The 16,831-nt window shown below is 64.0% G+C and carries 16 protein-coding genes and 1 pseudogene; 3 read left to right on the top strand and 14 right to left on the bottom strand.

Features of this window, described 5'->3' with window-relative positions:
- The first annotated feature begins 261 nt into the window (after positions 1–261).
- Positions 262–942: an arsenate reductase/protein-tyrosine-phosphatase family protein gene (locus tag RMCB_RS32295; RefSeq protein WP_005086309.1), complete on the top strand. Its 681-nt coding sequence runs from the start codon at positions 262–264 to the stop codon at positions 940–942.
- Positions 943–1,011: 69 nt separating this feature from the next.
- Here RMCB_RS32295 and RMCB_RS32290 read toward each other — a convergent pair whose 3' ends face one another.
- The 7 genes from RMCB_RS32290 to RMCB_RS32260 all read right to left on the bottom strand — a co-directional run bounded on the left by RMCB_RS32290 (position 1,012) and on the right by RMCB_RS32260 (position 6,412).
- Positions 1,012–2,061, bottom strand: a complete 1,050-nt coding sequence (locus RMCB_RS32290; protein ID WP_005086310.1) for an ArsO family NAD(P)H-dependent flavin-containing monooxygenase — start codon at positions 2,059–2,061, stop codon at positions 1,012–1,014.
- Between the two features lie 5 nt (positions 2,062–2,066).
- On the bottom strand, positions 2,067–2,483 hold the full coding sequence (locus RMCB_RS32285; protein WP_005086311.1) for an arsenate reductase ArsC: 417 nt from the start codon (positions 2,481–2,483) through the stop codon (positions 2,067–2,069).
- A gap of 49 nt (positions 2,484–2,532) precedes the next feature.
- Positions 2,533–2,886, bottom strand: coding sequence for an Rv2640c family ArsR-like transcriptional regulator (locus RMCB_RS32280; protein WP_005086313.1), 354 nt, complete (start codon positions 2,884–2,886; stop codon positions 2,533–2,535).
- 80 nt (positions 2,887–2,966) lie between these two features.
- Entirely contained in the window at positions 2,967–4,382 is a 1,416-nt protein-coding gene (locus RMCB_RS32275) for an FAD-dependent oxidoreductase (protein WP_005086314.1), read from the bottom strand.
- A 111-nt stretch (positions 4,383–4,493) separates the two neighbouring features.
- On the bottom strand, positions 4,494–4,922 hold the full coding sequence (locus RMCB_RS32270) for an arsenate-mycothiol transferase ArsC (RefSeq protein ID WP_044520463.1): 429 nt from the start codon (positions 4,920–4,922) through the stop codon (positions 4,494–4,496).
- 3 nt (positions 4,923–4,925) lie between these two features.
- Positions 4,926–6,041 (bottom strand): ACR3 family arsenite efflux transporter, encoded by a 1,116-nt coding sequence (arsB, locus tag RMCB_RS32265; protein WP_005086316.1) that lies wholly within the window; start codon positions 6,039–6,041, stop codon positions 4,926–4,928.
- Complete coding sequence (locus tag RMCB_RS32260; protein ID WP_005086317.1) at positions 6,038–6,412, bottom strand: ArsR/SmtB family transcription factor; 375 nt, start codon at positions 6,410–6,412, stop codon at positions 6,038–6,040. The genes arsB and RMCB_RS32260 overlap by 4 nt, the downstream gene beginning before the upstream one ends.
- A 132-nt stretch (positions 6,413–6,544) precedes the next feature.
- On the opposite strand from RMCB_RS32260, the gene RMCB_RS37050 reads away from it, so the two are divergent.
- Positions 6,545–6,718 (top strand): DUF7160 family protein, encoded by a 174-nt coding sequence (locus tag RMCB_RS37050; RefSeq protein ID WP_419538749.1) that lies wholly within the window; start codon positions 6,545–6,547, stop codon positions 6,716–6,718.
- A 5-nt stretch (positions 6,719–6,723) separates the two neighbouring features.
- Positions 6,724–7,878, top strand: coding sequence for a hypothetical protein (locus RMCB_RS32255; protein WP_005086318.1), 1,155 nt, complete (start codon positions 6,724–6,726; stop codon positions 7,876–7,878).
- 46 nt (positions 7,879–7,924) lie between these two features.
- Here RMCB_RS32255 and RMCB_RS32250 read toward each other — a convergent pair whose 3' ends face one another.
- From RMCB_RS32250 to pstS, 7 genes and pseudogenes are all read right to left on the bottom strand, one after another.
- The gene (locus RMCB_RS32250) at positions 7,925–8,380 is read right to left on the bottom strand and encodes a hypothetical protein (RefSeq protein WP_005086319.1); all 456 of its coding nucleotides are present in this window, start codon (positions 8,378–8,380) and stop codon (positions 7,925–7,927) included.
- Positions 8,377–10,515, bottom strand: a complete 2,139-nt coding sequence (locus RMCB_RS32245) for a hypothetical protein (protein ID WP_005086320.1) — start codon at positions 10,513–10,515, stop codon at positions 8,377–8,379. The genes RMCB_RS32250 and RMCB_RS32245 overlap by 4 nt, the downstream gene beginning before the upstream one ends.
- Entirely contained in the window at positions 10,512–12,239 is a 1,728-nt protein-coding gene (locus tag RMCB_RS32240; RefSeq protein ID WP_210742397.1) for a hypothetical protein, read from the bottom strand. The genes RMCB_RS32245 and RMCB_RS32240 overlap by 4 nt, the downstream gene beginning before the upstream one ends.
- A gap of 128 nt (positions 12,240–12,367) precedes the next feature.
- On the bottom strand, positions 12,368–13,819 hold the full coding sequence (locus RMCB_RS32235) for a site-specific integrase (protein WP_227469652.1): 1,452 nt from the start codon (positions 13,817–13,819) through the stop codon (positions 12,368–12,370).
- Positions 13,820–13,887: 68 nt separating this feature from the next.
- Positions 13,888–14,514: pseudogene (gene pstA, locus RMCB_RS32230) on the bottom strand (phosphate ABC transporter permease PstA); the annotation flags it as partial.
- On the bottom strand, positions 14,511–15,569 hold the full coding sequence (gene pstC / locus RMCB_RS32225) for a phosphate ABC transporter permease subunit PstC (RefSeq protein ID WP_062831990.1): 1,059 nt from the start codon (positions 15,567–15,569) through the stop codon (positions 14,511–14,513). The pseudogene pstA and the gene pstC, both read right to left, overlap by 4 nt.
- A 43-nt stretch (positions 15,570–15,612) precedes the next feature.
- Entirely contained in the window at positions 15,613–16,752 is a 1,140-nt protein-coding gene (gene pstS, locus RMCB_RS32220; RefSeq protein WP_029369843.1) for a phosphate ABC transporter substrate-binding protein PstS, read from the bottom strand.
- Between the last annotated feature and the right edge of the window lie 79 nt (positions 16,753–16,831).

Below are 16,831 nucleotides of genomic sequence, written 5' to 3'. Positions count from 1 at the left end.
ATGGGCAAGTGCCGTAACGGGATTCGCCGGGTGATGTCACCGAGCATTCATCTCCCGGGTGGTGGGAGTTCATGCATCGACGCCCCGAGGGCGAGCGGTGCGATGCGTGCACGCTCGTGTCCGTCCGACTGCGGCGCGCACCGCGGGTCGCAGTCCCGAGGAAGCCCAGAGGACAACACGAGTCGGTCGAGCAGTAATGGGGCCGCCGGTAGGTCGAGCTCCGGCTTGACGGCCTGCCATCACTCAATGACCATTGAGCCAATGGATGGTCAGCCTGATCTCGTCGACGCGTCGCGGCGCGCCGAGATTCACGCCGCCCTGGCCGATCCATATCGGGTGGCAATTGTTGATCAGTTGTTGATCGCCGACGCATCTCCCTCGGAGTTGCAGGCTCAGCTGTCGGTGCCGTCGAACCTGATGGCCCATCACCTGCGCGTTTTGACCGAGGCCGGTCTGATCGGGCGGACTCGATCCGAAGCCGACCGACGCCGCACCTATTTGCATCTGCAGCGTGAGGCGCTCGAGCAGTTGGTGCCCGCGGCGGTCCGTCATGCGCGCCGGGTGGTGTTTGTGTGTACGCAGAATTCGGCTCGAAGCCAGCTGGCGGCCGCTATCTGGAATCGGCGCAGTCCGGTGTTGGCCACCTCGGCGGGCACGCATCCGGTGGACCGTATTCATCCGGCGGCGGTCGCCGCCGCGCGGCAACGGCGGGTGCCGATGTCGACGCGGCCACCGCGTCATCTCAACGAGGTGTTGGCTTCTGGCGATCTGGTGATCGCGGTGTGCGACAGCGCCCATGAGGAACTCACACCGGACCCCGAACGGATCCACTGGTCGATTCCTGACCCGGTGCACAGCACCAACCCGGATGCCTTCGAGAACACCGTGGACATCCTCACCGGCCGGATCGATCACCTTGCGCCCTACGTGCAGGCAAGCTGACAGCCGGCGGCCAAGCCTTCTGATCTCCGAGCGGTCAGTGCAGCTCAATCGCCGGGCTGGGCTTGAATGTCAGTCGTCGAGGTCGAGTTCGGCAACCGCAGACTTGGCGGTGCGGCCGACACCGAGGATTGTTGCCGATCCCGGTCCGGTCCAATCGCCATAGCCGAGCAAGTGCAAGCGCGGTTCTGCCAGGGCGCGAGTGCCCGCGGTCGGCACGGTACCGTCCTGGCCGCGCAGCCGTAGCGGCCGAAGGTGGGACAGGGCCGGGCGAAATCCTGTCGCCCACAACACCACATCAGCGTGGTGGACTCGCTCACCCCAGGCCACACCGTCAGGTGTCAGGCGGTCGAACATGGACACCGGTGTGAGATCGCCGCGATCGCGTGCGGCCAGGACTTCGGGGACCATCACGATGTCACCGAGTGCGGCGACCCCACCGGGATCGGGCTTGCCCGCGGCCAGCGCGATTGCCCGACGGGACGCGGCCTCGAACAGGGCTCGGCCGTCCACACCGTCGGGCAGGAATCTCGGTGGTCGCAGCGTGGCCCACATCGTGCTGGAGGCCACCGGGGAGATCTCAGCGACCAGCTGGGCCGCGGAATTGCCACCCCCGACCACGACGACATCGGCGCCCGCGAACTCCGCCGGCGTGCGGTAGTCGACGGTGTGTAGTTGTCGTCCCTTGAAGGTCCGCATGCCGGGGTACACGGGCCAGAACGGCTGTTGCCAGGTTCCGGTGGCGCTGATGACTCGGCGTGCCCGCCAGGTGCGCGTCTCCGCTTCGACCCGCAGTTCGGCGCCGTCGCGGCGTATCGCGCTCACCCGCACCGGTCGCTCGATGGGCAGGTCATAGCGGGCCTCGTAGGCGGTGAGGTAGTCCACGACATGGCTTGCCGGCGGAAACCCGTTCTTCCACGGCGGCATCGGCCACCCGGGCAACGAGGCGTATTGGGCCGGGGAAAACAGCCGCAGTGATGGCCAGGTGTGGGGCCATGCGCCTCCGGGTGCGGGTTGGTCGTCGAGGATCACGAAGTGGTGGCCGGCGCGGCGCAGGTAGTACCCAGCGGCCAGCCCTGCCTGCCCGCCGCCGACCACAACGACATCCACACCCGTTGCCATTGGGATCAGGGGGCGCTGTGCTTCGAGGTCAGTTCGGCGATCAATGCCTCGACATGGGACTTGATCTCGTCGCGGATCAGGCGAACTGAGTCCAGCCCCTGACCGGCGGGGTCTTCCAACACCCAGTCGCGGTAGCTCTTGCCGGGAAAGACCGGGCAGGCATCGCCGCAGCCCATGGAGATCACGACGTCGGAGGCCTGCACGGCGTCCACGGTGAGGATCTTTGGGCTCTGTGCGGAAATGTCGATGCCGACCTCGGCCATTGCCTCCACCGCGGCGGGGTTGACCTGGTCGGCGGGGGCAGAGCCTGCGGAGCGGACCTCGATGCGGTCTCCGGCCATCGCTGCGAGGAAACCGGCGGCCATCTGGGATCGGCCGGCGTTGTGGACGCAGACGAACAGCACGCTGGGGGTGGTTGGCATGGGCATTCCTGTTCAGGTCAAGGGACGAAAGGTGGTGGCTGCCAGGGCCCTAGCAGCAGGTCGTTAGCGTTGACCTCAACGCATCCAACGATTTCGTGTTCGCTTCGTAGAACACATTCATTCCTCGCCGCTGCGCGGTGACCATCCCCGCTTTACGCAGCTGGCCGAGGTGGTGGCTGGTAGTCGATTCGGCGAGCCCGACCGCGGTGGCCAGATCGCATGTGCACACCTGGCCCTGCACGTCGGTCAACAGAATCGACATCAGTTTGATCCGCACCGGATCGGCTAATGCTTTGAGCCGCAAAGCGATCTGCAGCGCCGCGTCGTCGTCGAGGGGTGCCGCCGAGACGGGTGCGCAGCAGATCGGTTCGGTCAGATCGATTACCGGCAACGACTTGGGCATGGGTTTCACCCTAACCCCGGATATCGACTTATGCCGAAAAGGTCGGTTCGACCTGAACCGAGAGCCGCAGCGATGACCCATCATCCTGGCAAGGGCCGCAGTCCACGCTGATGGTCACGGCTCCACGTTTGGGTGGCTATTTGTGTTGCGTCCCAAGGTGATCCCAGCGGCGGAGTGTAGGACAGGTCGAGGCTGCTGAACTCCGGGATAGTCATGTGGTGGTAGAGGGCAGTGGCGTAGGTGTCGACGCGTTTGGCGATTTCGGCGCCACGATGCCCGACAAGCTGAGCGCCGAGCAGCAGCCCGCTGGATTGGTCGCCAGTGATACGGGTATGGATCGGGGTGGCGCCCGGGTAGTAGGCCTTGTGATCATCGGGGGCCGATGCGGTGGTGACCGGCGCCCAGCCGCGCTGTGCCGCGATGGCTTCGTGCTCGCGCAGCCCGGTGCGGGCTGCGACGAGGTCAAACACCTTGACGACTTGGGTGCCGAGGCTGCCGGCGAACCGCGCGTCACCACCGATGGCGTTCTCCCCGGCGACACGGCCCTGCTTGTGGGCGGTGGTGCCCAGCGGTAGCCACGTTGAGCCGAGCAGCCGGTGGTGGGTGTGTACGCAGTCACCGGCGGCGTAGATGTCGGGCAGGTTGGTGCGCATCGCGTCGTCGACGACGATCGCGCCTTTGACCCCGAGCTCGGCGCCGGCGTCGGCCGCGAGCTCGGTATCGGGTCGCACGCCGACCACGACCAGCACGAAATCGACCGTGCGGGTGATGGTTTCCCCGTCGCGTGCAGCGTTTACCGTCAATGCCCCAGTGTCGGTGTTGGAGATGGCGTTGACGGTGGTCGCGGTGAGGACCTCCACACCGTGGCGCTGCAGTTCGGTATGGACCAGGGCGCCAAGCTCAGGGTCGACGGTAGGCAGCACTTCGGGCAAGGCCTCGACCTGGGTGACGGCGATGCCGCGCAAGGTCAGGGCTTCGGCCATTTCCAGGCCGATGTAGCCGGCACCGATGATGATCGCGGTTTTCGGATCCCGCTGCTGCAGGGAGTCCATCACGGCGAAGGTGTCGCCCATGGAATGCAGCAGGTGGACCCCGTCGGCAGGCCCGAGGGCGTGTGGACCGGTGAGGCCGGCGATGGGTGGATGTACCGATACAGCTCCAGTGCCCACGATCAGGGCGTCATAGCCGAGTTGCTGGGGGTTGCCGGTGGGATCGAGGACATCCAGGGTGTGCTCGGTGACGTTGATCTTGGTGGCGGTGGTGTCGGTGACGACCCGCATTCCGGTGGCTGCAAGGTCTTCTGCGGTGCGGTGGGCGAGATGAGTCCAATGGGCGACCTCGCCGGACACGTAATAGGGGATGCCGCAGATGGAGAAGTTGGGATAGGCGTCGGCGACCACCACTGTGACCTCGGCGGTGGGGTCGAGTTCGCGGATCCGCAGTGCCGCTGAGATTCCGGCGTCGCTGCCGCCGACGGCAACAATGTGTTGGGGCATGGCTCATCGCTCCTGGGGGACGGGATGTGCTCGGTGGACGAGTACTGCAGACGACACCCGCCGTTGGGTGCGGTGTAGCTGGGCGGCCGCGGCCGCGCTGCACGTGCGCTTCTAGAGCAAGCTCGGGCTCTTCAACCGAGACACGAGATCGGTTACCCGCGAGGCGATATCGTCGCGGACCAACCGCATCCGCTCGATGCCCTCGATGCCGCGTTCGGAAGGTTCGTCGGTGTCCCAGTTCTCGAAACGCGTTCCCGGCACCGGATCGACTTTGGCTTCGCGCCCCAAAGTGACCACGAGATCGACGGTTTTGACGAGGTCGGGATCGATCAGTTTGGGTGTCTCGCCAGTGATGTCGACACCGACCTCGCCGAGCGCTTCGGCTGACAACGCGTTGATGGTGTCGCCGGGCTTGGTGCCGGCCGAATACACGTCGACATCCTCGCCTGCGACCTGGCGCATCAATCCGGCCGCCATTTGTGACTTGCCGCCGTTCTTGACGCACACGAACAGCACTGCCGGCTTGACCGTTTCGCTCATGGGTCAGCGCTCCTGGGCGGTGATCGGTGCCGGGCCCGCGGCAGTGCCACTGCCGCCGCCGAATCGACCGCGCAACGCCAGCGAGACATAGACCAGGGCAACCAGGACGGGCACCTCGATGAGCGGGCCGACCACGCCAGCCAGGGCTTGGCCGGAGGTGGCGCCGTAGGTCGCGATGGCCACAGCGATGGCGAGCTCAAAGTTGTTGCCGGCAGCGGTGAACGCCAGCGTGGTGGTGCGCTCATAACCCAATCCGAGCACCGAGCCGAGCAGGTAGCCCCCACCCCACATGATCGCGAAGTACGCCAGCAGGGGCAGCGCGATGCGGGCGACGTCCCACGGCCGGTTGGTGATCTGCTCCCCTTGCAGCGCGAACAGGATCACGATGGTGAACAACAGGCCGTAGAGCGCCCACGGCCCGATCCGTGGCAGGAACTTCGACTCGTACCAGTCACGGCCCTTGGCTTTCTCCCCGAGGCGACGCGAGAGATACCCGGCCACCAGTGGGATGCCCAGGAAGATCAGCACCGATTTCGCGATCTGCCATGGCGAGGTGTCGATGGTGGTTTGTTCCAGGCCGAGCCAGCCCGGCAGCACCGACAGGTAGAACCAGCCCAGCACCGCGAACATGACGACCTGGAACACCGAGTTCAGCGCGACCAGCACCGCGGCGGCCTCACGGTCACCGCAGGCCAGGTCGTTCCAGATGATGACCATGGCGATACACCGCGCGAGCCCGACGATGATCAACCCGGTGCGGTACTCGGGCAGGTCAGGCAGCATCAGCCAGGCCAACGCGAACATCAAGGCCGGGCCGAACACCCAGTTCAACAGCAGCGAGGACAGCAGCAGTTTGCGGTCGCCGGTGACGGTGTCGAGGCGGTCATAGCGCACCTTGGCCAGCACCGGATACATCATGATCAGCAGGCCCAGCGCAATCGGCAGTGAAATCCCGTCGATCTGGACTTTTTCCAGCGCGGTGTTCAACCCCGGGATCCAGCGCCCCAGCAGCAGGCCGGCGACCATGGCGGCACCGATCCACAACGGCAGGAACCGGTCGAGGGTGGACAGCTTGCCGACAACCGGTGTTGCCGACGACGAAGTGGTGGTCTCGGTCATGCCAGCACCCCCACCGTCTCGACGGTGGCGCCGAGCAGCACCGACAGGCTGGCCAACGCTTCGGGCACCACTGTGTAGTACACCCAGGACGCGCGGCGCTCGGAGGTCAGCAGACCCGCGTCGCGTAGCACTTTGAGGTGATGGCTCACCGTGGGTTGGGAGACCTCGACTCCGGCCGAGATGTCGCAGACGCAGGCCTCACCGCCGGCGCGGCTGGCGATCGCCGAGAACAGCTGCAGCCGGACCGGGTCGGCCAGCGCCTTGAGCTTGACCGCCATGTCCGCGGCGGCAACCGCAGAGATCGGTTCACGCAGCAGCGCCCCGGGAGGGCAACACAGCACCTCGGACGACTGATCAAACTGATTCGACATACATCAATATTGACAGTTATCGATACCGTCTGGCAAGTGAACAGTCGCCCAACTTCGAGGGCACGGCCCGGCCGGGTGCCTTGAGGGCTGCGGTTCCATAGCGGCGTTAGTCGGTGGCCGTGGTTACCGTAGATGGCTATGGCGACACCTCCAGCGCAGGCGATGTGCAGTGAGTGCAACCAGTCGGCCCGCGTGGCCACAGCCAATCCGATCTGGTCTCATGGCGGCGATGAGCCGTCGACGTGGATCGTTGAGGTCGACTGTGCACGCTGCGGCCTCCAACACGGCTGGCTTCCTCGGCGCTGACGGCGATGGCTCCCGAGCCCCTTTTTGATGACGGTCCGCATCACGACGGTCCCGCGCTCTACACCGAACCTCATTTCGCGTTCCTGAACCGGGCCAGTGACCCGATGTGGGCGCAGGTACGTGACGTGATCGAACAGTGGTATGCCGACTACCCCGACCCCGACGGAGATCTGCGCGCCAGATTTCGTGATGTCAGCATCCGGCAGCACGCTCCGGCCTGGTGGGAGCTGTACATCTACACGTTGTTTCGCCGGCTCGGATATGCGCCGACGGTTCACCCCGAGATTCCCGGCACCACCCGCCACCCCGACCTGCTGCTCACCAAGGACGGTTCCCGGGTGTACATCGAATGTGTGGTGCTGTTTGAGGACGGGAGCCGGCAGTCAACAGACAGCGAATCCTGGGTCAAGGACTGCATCGACGCCGCCAAGAACCCTGACTTCGTCGTCGGGGTTCGGTTCGAGCACTTCGGGAAACTGCGGCCGAAACAGAGCCAGGTCACACGCCACATCGAGGGTTGGCTGGCAACGCTGGACTATGACTCCGTGTCGGCGGCCAGCCGGGCAGGCGAATCACACTACCCATCAAAGAACTTCGACTTCGCTGATTCGCGGGTAAGGCTCACTGCTATACCCGTGCACCCCGACAGGCGGGGCAATGACGTTGGCCGCATCGGCTTCGGCCCGGCGAATGGCGCCTTTGCGGTGCAAAGCGTTGGCGAGATTCGAGACATCTTGAAGGGCAAGGCTAAACAGTGCCGGGCGGTCGATGCGCCGCTGATCGTCGCGATTCTCAACTGGTCGATGTTCGCCCGGCTCAACGAAGTCAACCGTGCCCTGTTTGGGTCCGCCGTCGTGCAATCGGGCAGGGACACCACCCAGCTGGTTCAAGGTACAGACGGCTATTGGCACCCCGGGCCGCCGCCGCGCGGAAGTGTCGTCTCGGCCGTGTTGTTCGGTGAAAGCGTCAGTCATTCACGCGTTGCGGCTGGGCTGCCGAGGCTGTGGCGCAACCCATGGGCACAGCGCCCCCTACAAGATGATCTCCCGTTCGAGGCGCACGCTGCTGACCCCGACACCGGTGAAGTGGTCGTGACCGCGCACGAGACTATCCCGGCATCAACAGTTTTCGGATTGTCGGCAGGGTGGCCTCACGCCTAGGGCACGATCCTGGCGCAGACACATCCGACTGCGCCCAGCACGGCGGTTATCTGGTGCCGTCATCGTTTCCGCGGTGGCGGGATGTAGCTTGCGAGCGGGGTCGCCTGCGCGTCGAGATGTTGGTGACGGGCTTTTGGCTTTGAGCACTTTCTCGTTCGAGCGTCAGAACATTGATCACTGTGGCGTACAGCTGCAGTCTCTGCTCTAGCTCTGCACAGTGTGCGAGGAGTTTGGCGTGGTCTTCCTTGAGCTTTTGATACTCGCTGAGGCGGCGCGCGAATGCGGCCGGGGCACCGTCGGCGTTGCGCACCTTGGCCTGGAAGAGCTCTTTGAGGTCGACATGTTGGTGGGTGAGATGCCAGCGCGGGAGGTCGGCTTCCACGGCGAGCTGTGACACCGACAGTCGGCCGGTGGACCGTAGCGGCTGACCGGCGAGCAGCCGGTCCATCGCGGCGAGGATCTGGTCGCGGATAGGGTCGTTGTGGGCGGCATCGGTTGTCATTGGTGTCGCTCCAGGATTTTGTCGAGACGTTGCAGTTCGCGTTGCTCTCGTTGGTGTCTTATCGGAGGGGCCAGCGGATCGCTGACGATCTCGTGGAGCTGGTTGCGGTGTTGTTGGATGGCTTCGATGTCACGGTCGGTGTGTGCGATGCAACGGCATGTGGGACGGCAGTCGTCGATGTCGGGGGTGAGCATCGGATCGTCCATGCTCCCGCGCAGCTGACACGCAGCCTCCTGCGCCTTGAACACGCACGTCATTCCGTCGCCGTGATAGATCTGCAGCAGCGTGTTGCCGAGCAGATCGCGCGCTTGTCGGGGGCTGGTGAGTACATGACCGGCGAAGGTGCGTTCGGCGGCACGGACTCGCTGGCGGTATTCGTCTGCAGCGGGCCCAGAGACGCGTTCGCCGTCTTCGAGTGCTTGTTGGTCGATGGCCATCTCTTCCAGACGCGCGAGGAAGTCTTCGTAGGCGTACTCGTCGGGAAAGCCCGAGCTGTAGTCACCGGCGTATCCCTGGATCAGTCGTGTGTGCACGTGCCCGTACTGCATTGCTCCGGCGACCAGGCCGCGGGGCCGACGCCGAATGAACCAGGCCAGTGTTCGCCGAAACCGTGAGAGCGTGATCTGCTGAGGGTCAAGAGGGATGCCCGGGCGGTCGTTCTGCGTGCAGTAGTCGTTGACCCAGTCGATGAAGTCGGAAATGGTGCCGACGGCTCGCGTGCTGGTCCGAGCCTGACCGATGCGGGCGAAGTTTGTTGCTTCCTTGTAGGGCTGGATTCTGGACGGGAACAGCAGGGGGTGGGCGTGGAGGCGCTCCATAACAGCGACCGCGTCGGCGACCGGCTTGACCACCACCCACGGATCGCGGCGTTGTTGTCCCTCGGGGAGTTTGTTTCCGTCGTCGTCGACGACGTTCTTGAACACCAGTCCCGACATCAGCCACATGTCGGCTGCTTCGTCGCGTTCGATGCATCCCCGCCGCAGATTGAGGACTTCGCCGGCTCGCGCACCTGAGAGGTAAGCGATGACGATCATCGCGGCAGCGCTGAGATGGTTGGCCAATGTCCGCGCCTCCTCGTAGGCGATGGGACGGTGCCGCCAAGGACGTCCGTCGAGGCGGGCGGTGATCGGGGTGTCCAGATAGGGTGCGTCAGCAATCGGTAGGCCTGATCGCGCAATCAACTGGCCCGCGGGGTAGCGCAGTGTTTTCTGGTTGAACACCATCTCCAGCTGCCTCTCGAGATGCTGCATGTCGAGCTGCACCCTGCCCGTGGCGTCGACCTTGCCGGGTAGGGCCCCGCCGGTTTCATGCAGTCGTGCCACATAGGCCTGCACCTTGTCTTCCAGGTCATGGCTCGGGGTGCGCCCGAGGCGGCCGCCGTTGTCGGCGCGGCGCGCTTGTGGGGAGAGTCTTTTGAGACGCAGGTGTTCGTCATGCGCTGCGATGATGTCGACGGAGAAATCCTCGACGAATCGCAGTGCCCAGTGCAGCAGCGGCTGCATGGTGACTTCTGCGATGCGCGGTGTCCGGTTTTCCCTGCGCGACTGCGACTTTCCCAAGATTTCGTGCAGTGGATCGCCGTTCCACGGCGGCGCGAGGGGAAGCCTCATTGATTCGGGCAGGATCAATCGGTAACTCCATAGCCGCCGTATCTCAAGGGCCCGCCGATGCTTGGTGTCGAGTGTGGCTTCCACGTCCACGAGGTATGCCAGGTAGCGGTCGAGGACGTTGTCATCAACCTCACCGAAAGCCCAGATGTGTTGCTGGTTCAACCACGTCATGAAGGCCTTGAAGCTGGCCCAGGCACTGACCACGGTAGCGATCGCTGCCTTGCTCGCCGCCTTCTCGTGAAACGGGGTGGGCGTGGAGTGGTTGATCAACTGCCAGAAATAGTGTTTGGAGGCGAGGCGTAGCCGCTCAGGTATTGAGCTGAAGTTCAGTGTGAGCGTGTAAACGTGCTCTTCGAAGACTGCAGCGGTCAAGCTCCAGTGGTCGTCACCGAAGCGACTCAGCGCAGCGACGTCCGTCCCAGGGACGAGTTCGCGGTTGGTCAGGACCAACGTTTGATCGTCGGGCCACTGGACGTCGTCGGGAATCGGGCTTGCCCATTCGACCGAACGCCAGGGCGCGGTCACCGAATGTCCATTTCCCGATTGATGAATCGGTCCACCATCGCGTGTTGCTGCGGAGTCGCGTCCGCGCGCGCCTGCGCGACAGCAGCGGCGTCATGCCGGCTGAGCAGGTCGGCGAGTTGGGTGTGAGCACGTGCGAATCGTTGCGCCCAAGCCAGTGGAGTCATGTCTGCCTTGCGGGCTTGAAGGCGCTCAAAGACGAGAGCTTGCACGGGTAGATGGTGGGGCAACGCTCTCGCGCACGGGCATTCCAGGCATTTCATGAACGACGCGCGGCATGGTTGCCCCGGAGCCCCAAATGGGCTGTTGTCATTGTCGATACAGGAGTTCATCACTGTGTCCAGTTCACCCGCAAGCATGCGCTTGACGACGGTCGGCTCAATACCGTGCTTTGCGGCGAGCGCGCAAGCGTCGGATTGAGCGATCTCGTCGCGACTGAGGGTCTCCATGACGCTGCGACTGCGCGCTTTGTCGACTTCTTCAGCCAGTGCGGCCGCGACGACTTGTCGATACTGGCCGAGGTTGCCGCGGTCCCTGCTGAGATAGTCCTTGACCAGGGTGGTTTCGGTGTGAGCAACGGGTTTCTGGTGCAATGAGACATAAGTGAGCCGTATCAGGTCCAACGTCACCGACAGGTATCCGCGGGCGTTGGCCGCCGAGGCATCAGGCTGGATCTTGTGACGCGCCGACCACATACGGAAGGGCTCGTTGCTGGCAAGCGCCCGAATGCCGCGGGTAGTCCCATTTGCGTGGTAGCCAACCAGAAGGCGGTCCGTATCAGTTATTTGACGCGAGTGAGACGTCAAGTCAAGCAACAGCGCATATAGACCGAACGGTGTGTGCAATTCGTCGCGGGCTGTCGGAGATGACGACGTCGAGGGAAGCGTGATCCAGTCCGGGATCTCGGCCAAGGCCAGATTCATGTAGGCCCGGGCTCCTCGCCGGGGCTTGTAAGTATCGAGGATCGCGATGGACTTCCGCCCATCGACGTGTCCGTCGGTTCGGTGATGCGCTGTTGTGAGGTTGAGGATGACACTGCGATTCTGACCGGTCATGATCCCCATAAGAATTGCCGCAGCAGCGAGTTCGGTACACGTCAGATGCAGCCAACCCACTACCTCGGCGACCGAGCCGAACCCCGAGTCCCGTACCCAAGTCTTGGGTGCGTACGTCCCTTTGTGAGCTGGGCGCGTATAGCGGGGTACGTCGGTGTGCTCTTCGACGAACTCCAGCAGTTCCAAACGCCGGTCACGGCCAGCCATCTTTCCTGCGCGGTACTGCCGCAACAGCTCGCGGTTCTTGCGGATTCTGGTCGCCGCGGCGCGCAGATCTGATCGCGCAACGCGAGCGATCTGAGTGAACTCGTCGCGACTGTAACTTGCCTTCTTACTCGCGTTCGATTTTCTCAGAGTGATTTGGCAAACTTTGGCCACCATCATGGCAGTTAGTTCATTGCTATTGCGGAGCACTACTTTTAGCTCAGACACTTCGCGATGTGCCGACGTTGTTGTGGCGCGGCGATGATCGCGGAAACCGTCAATGTGGTCATCGACGAGCTCTGCCATCGTTGTGGGCGGGGCCGCCAGTCCGCTGAGGTAATCAGCGAAGAGTCGAACGGCGCGGAAAGAGTACCTGAAACCTTCCATCCTGGTCACCGCGCCACCAGGAGCTGTCCGTTTCGCAAACGTCATCGCCAATCCCTTTTGCAGATCGAGGGCCACAGGCATCCGGGAGAAATCGAAATCCTGAACGGTGGCACCATCATGGTCAAAGCACCTCACCGTCAGTCGGTCTGGCTGCAGTCCATGGGATGTCAGTCCTTGGGTGGGTAGCGCTGCGCGTCGACCGCGGCGGCTCACCAGCTGGTTCCAACCGGGTCGCTGGCGACATTGGGGTGCAGGCGGAATGCCTGGCTGAGGAACTCCTTCACCGGAAAGCCGTCGGCGTGGGCCAGCAGAATCTCGACGTCAAGATTCCGGAAAGGTTCCAAGTAGACGTTTTTCGTCGTCTCGACGCGGGCGTGGCCGAGCATGGTTTGAACGAAATGCCAGGTGTCTCCGAATTGGGTACGGAAGTCGTTTGTGCCGTCCTCCTCGAGGGAGCTCAGCCGGGCTGCGTACACCAGCTTGCCGATCGAGAACCATTTCAGAGCAAATGAGTGCCGGTGCATATGCGGTGTGCACCTGAAGTTGGGCAACCCAAGCGCGGCGATCCGCCGATTGGCGTTATCAAACGTGTGGTGCCATCCATGGGGATCTCGGGGCAGCCCATCCTCATTTAGCCACAGGGCCAAGGGTTCCAGATCGCTACCGGTGCGCATGAACAGTCTTCGCCGCTGTTCTGGATCAATGAGGTTCCATGGTCGCTGAACCTCCTGGCCGTCGTCCGCAATGAGGATCACGTGGCCCCCACGTTTAGCCGGTTGTGCGATCTGGCGCGCTGCGACGGCGTCATACCGATGCTCGGCCTGCGCGTCACGAACAGCACGCGCACGAGGGCCTTCTATGTAGGCACGGACCGCGCGCAACACATCAACGGGCATCCAATAGGGATGTCCGTACCCACCCTTGGCGCATTTGTCGGCCAACCGGCACGTATAGAACGACCTTCCCAGCTCCAGCGTCGGCAACTCCGGCAACACCACCGAGCCCCACTCGGTCAGCCGCAGTCCTGTCCCATACAGACCATCCACAAACGCGCTGTCTCGCTGTTCATTTCGTCCTCGCCACGATTTGTCTGGTCCGCCGTCCAGGGTTCGACCACGCAGGCCCACGTCGCGCCACCTCGCGATCGCGGCGGGATCTAGCCACTTGACGCCCGCTGTGCGCTTCGCCCGGGGTGAACCCACTTCGGCGAAAATATCGGCCACCTCCGGGTAGCGGGACGAGGCCCATCGATAGAACTTCTTACAGGCGGCGATGTCCTTGGAAAAAGTCGACGTACCAACTCTTTCCGGATTGGTCGGGTCTGTCAGACGCCAGAACTGAAACTCCTCGACATCGTCGACAGAGGCTGTAAACCACTCCTGCCCGCGGGTTTCCAGGAAGTTCAGCCACAATGCCAAACAGCCGGCATAGTCGCGGTTGCTTGTTTCCGCCAGATTCCGCATCCGAGCTGAACCGAGGAAGTCGTTCACCCGAGTATCTGGAAATCCATTCGGACCCAACAAGAACCGTTGTCCATCACGACCCCCGAGGGCTTTGATCAACTCCGACAGCGACTCTGATCTATCCGCCAGCACCAACGACAAGTCACCGACTGGCAGATCAAATCTGTATCGATGAACCTGCCATCGCGCATCACTCATGATCGGCTCCATTCTCAATGGACCCGATCAGTCAATCACAACAGTTCAGTCGGCTATAGAATGCCGCGCGCCGTCGGGATCACGATGCGCAGGATGGTCTTCCACTTCGGCACGCCCAGCGCGTAACTGGCCTCACGCAGATCCATCGGGACGATCCGCAGCATCTCCTCGGTGGCACGCACGATGACCGGAATCATCAACAGCACCAAGGACAGTGACACCGCGAAGCCGGACCGGCCGAAGCCGAGGGTGGCGACCCACAGGGCGTAGATGAACAGCGCCGCCACGATCGAGGGCACACCGGTGAGGATGTCGACCATGAAGGTGGTGAGCTTGCCCAGCCGGGTGCCGCCGCCGTATTCGACGAGGTACACCGCGACCATGACGCCGATCGGGATCGAGATGACCGAACACACGACGCCCTGCAACAGCGTGCCGATGAGCGCGTGGTACACGCCGCCGCCCGGGGCGAACGCCGTCATGCCCGACTGAGAATTGGTGAACCACACCGGGGAGGTCAGCGCGCTCCACCCCTTGGCGATCGCCGACCACAGCACCCACAGCAGCGGCACGAGCGCGATCAGCATGGACAGCGAAACAAGCCCGGTGGCAAGGTGGTTGGTCAGCTTGCGACGAGCGCTGACGCCCTGGAACGTCGGCGCCTTGACGGGCTGGTCGAGTGTCGGAGCGCTCATGAGCGGCCCTTTCCGGCGACGACGGCGCGGGCCAGTGAGTTGACCACGAACGTGAGGATGAACAGCACCAACCCGGCCGCAATGTAGGCGCCCGCCTTGTACTGGTCGTTGAATTCGCTTGCGGTGGCGGCGATCTTGCTGGCGAAGGTGTAGCCACCGTCGAACAGCGACCAGCCGAACGCCGTCTGGGTGCCGCGCAGGATGATCAGCAGGGCGATGGTTTCGCCGAGCGCGCGCCCCAGGCCGAGCATCGCACCGCTGATGTAACCCGACATCCCGAACGGCAGCACGGTGGTGCGTACCACCTCCCAGCGGGTCGCGCCGAGGGCCAATGCGGCCTCGATCTGCCCGCGGGGAGTCTGGACGAACACTTCACGCGTCACCGCGGTGATGATCGGCAGGATCATCACCGCCAGCACGATGCCCGCAGTGAAAATGGTGCCGCCGCCGGCCAGCGACACATTGCCTGTCTTGAACAGGAACAGCCAGCCCAGGTTGTGGTTGAGCCACACCGCCAGTGGCCTGAGTACCGGCGCCAGGACGTACAGACCCCACACGCCATAGACGATCGACGGCACCGCGGCGAGCAGGTCGACCATGTACGCCAGCGGGCTGGACAGCCGCTTGGGGGCGTACTGGGTCAGGAAGATCGCGATGCCCAGCGCGACGGGCATCGCCAGCACGAGGGAGAACACCGACACGAACACGGTCACCTGCAGCAGGTCGAGGATGCCGAAGTGCATCGCCGACGTGTTGGTGGTGACCCAGTTACCGCCGTACAGAAAGAAGTTCTCTTGGTTGCGGGCCAGCGCCGGGATGGCCCGCCAGAGCAGGAACACCCCGATCGCCGCGATGAGCGCGACGATCAGGATGCCCGAGCCTTCGGCCAGGCCGCGGAAAATGCGGTCGCCCAGCCGTACTTTCGCCGCCCCGCGCGACGGATCGGTGGAGATGGGTTCCGGCGCCGGGGTGGGCGCGGCTATGGCCTCGCCCGACCCCGAGTCGGCAGGATCAGGTGTTGTCACGGTTGTCCCGTCTGGGCCCCTGTCGGTCATGCGATCGAAAAACCATCCTCACCAGAATAATTGCGGTCGCGAACTAGGCGATCGCGTTGACCGAAGTAAGCAGGCGCTGCTTGAACGCGTCCGGAAGCGGAACGTAGCCGGCGTCGCCGAGGCCCGACTGGCCCTGGTTGGCGGCCACTGTCAGGAACGACTTGACCGCTGCGGAGGTGTCGGCGTCGTAGCCCTTGGAGCAGACGATGTTGTAGGTCGCCAGCACCAGCGGGTACACCCCGGCTTCCTTCGAGCCGTAGAGCGAATTCAGGTCGAGCTTGAGGTCGTTGCCCTCGGCGGCGAACTTGGCGGCGTCGATCGCCTTGGCCGCCGAGTCGTTGGTCAGCGCGACCGCGCCCGCGCCGCTGTCGATCTGCGCGGCGTTCAGCTTGGCCTTGTCGGCGAAGCCCTTCTCCACGTAGCCGATGGCACCGGGGGTGTTCTGCACGGCCTGCACCACGCCCGAGGACTTCTGCGCGCCCTCGCCGGCGCCGCCCTGGAACTCGCTGCCCGCACCCTTGGTCCACGCCTGCGGTGCGGCGGCGGCCAGGTACTTCTGGAAGTTGTCGGTGGTGCCCGAGGAGTCCGAACGGTAGATCGGCTTGATGTCGGCATCCGGCAGGTTGGTGCCCGCGTTGAGCGCCGCGATGGCCGGGTCGTTCCACTTCTTGATCTGGCCCTGGAAGATCTTGGCCAGCACGTCACCGTTGACGACGAGCTTGTCGACGCCCTCGAGGTTGTAGGCCAGCGCGACCGGACCGAACACCAGCGGCAGGTTCCACGCCGGGTTTCCGCCGCAGCGGTCGGCGGCGGCCTTGACCTGATCGCCGCTCAGCGCCGAATCGGAGCCCGCGAAGTCAACCTGCTTGGCGATGAACTGCTCACGCCCCGCGCCCGAACCGGTCGGGTTGTACGACAGGTTCTTGCCCGGGCACGCCTGCCCCCAAGCCTGGTTGAACAGCGCGATGGCGTTCTGCTGGGCCGTCGAGCCTTCGGCGGTCAGCGCATTCTTGCCACCGCACTCTGCGGACGCCGAAGCGCTGCCCGAGGCAGCCGAGGACGACTTGGTGCCGCTGTTGTTGTCGCTGCCGCACGCGGTCAGCGTCAGCGCGGCGACGGCCGTCGCGGACAAGAACACTCCCAGCGGAGTGCCGACCCTCTTACCAATGCTGTTGAGCTTCACTTATCCCACTTTCGTTTGACGGCGTCAGACTCCCCGGCAACGTATGCGGCCGCAGTGGACGGTGCGGTGATGGAATATG

Source organism: Mycolicibacterium brisbanense, assembly GCF_001570425.1.
Classification (GTDB): domain Bacteria; phylum Actinomycetota; class Actinomycetes; order Mycobacteriales; family Mycobacteriaceae; genus Mycobacterium; species Mycobacterium brisbanense.
The sequence above is the reverse complement of the archived record's forward strand: the minus strand, read 5'-3'. Positions and strand labels throughout refer to the sequence as shown.

Bases quoted from the DNA above. Each gene is read 5' to 3' on its own strand.
- RMCB_RS32270 (WP_044520463.1), bottom strand. From the start codon at position 4,922: ATGAGCGAAACGGTCAAGCCGGCAGTGCTGTTCGTGTGCGTCAAGAAC.
- RMCB_RS32295 (WP_005086309.1), top strand. From the start codon at position 262: ATGGATGGTCAGCCTGATCTCGTCGACGCGTCGCGGCGCGCCGAGATT.
- RMCB_RS32250 (WP_005086319.1), bottom strand. From the start codon at position 8,380: ATGACAACCGATGCCGCCCACAACGACCCTATCCGCGACCAGATCCTC.
- arsB (WP_005086316.1), bottom strand. From the start codon at position 6,041: ATGACCGAGACCACCACTTCGTCGTCGGCAACACCGGTTGTCGGCAAG.
- pstC (WP_062831990.1), bottom strand. From the start codon at position 15,569: ATGACCGACAGGGGCCCAGACGGGACAACCGTGACAACACCTGATCCT.
- RMCB_RS32235 (WP_227469652.1), bottom strand. From the start codon at position 13,819: ATGAGTGATGCGCGATGGCAGGTTCATCGATACAGATTTGATCTGCCA.
- RMCB_RS37050 (WP_419538749.1), top strand. From the start codon at position 6,545: ATGGCTATGGCGACACCTCCAGCGCAGGCGATGTGCAGTGAGTGCAAC.
- RMCB_RS32260 (WP_005086317.1), bottom strand. From the start codon at position 6,412: ATGTCGAATCAGTTTGATCAGTCGTCCGAGGTGCTGTGTTGCCCTCCC.
- RMCB_RS32255 (WP_005086318.1), top strand. From the start codon at position 6,724: ATGGCTCCCGAGCCCCTTTTTGATGACGGTCCGCATCACGACGGTCCC.
- RMCB_RS32290 (WP_005086310.1), bottom strand. From the start codon at position 2,061: ATGGCAACGGGTGTGGATGTCGTTGTGGTCGGCGGCGGGCAGGCAGGG.
- RMCB_RS32240 (WP_210742397.1), bottom strand. From the start codon at position 12,239: ATGCCTGTGGCCCTCGATCTGCAAAAGGGATTGGCGATGACGTTTGCG.
- RMCB_RS32285 (WP_005086311.1), bottom strand. From the start codon at position 2,483: ATGCCAACCACCCCCAGCGTGCTGTTCGTCTGCGTCCACAACGCCGGC.
- RMCB_RS32275 (WP_005086314.1), bottom strand. From the start codon at position 4,382: ATGCCCCAACACATTGTTGCCGTCGGCGGCAGCGACGCCGGAATCTCA.
- RMCB_RS32280 (WP_005086313.1), bottom strand. From the start codon at position 2,886: ATGCCCAAGTCGTTGCCGGTAATCGATCTGACCGAACCGATCTGCTGC.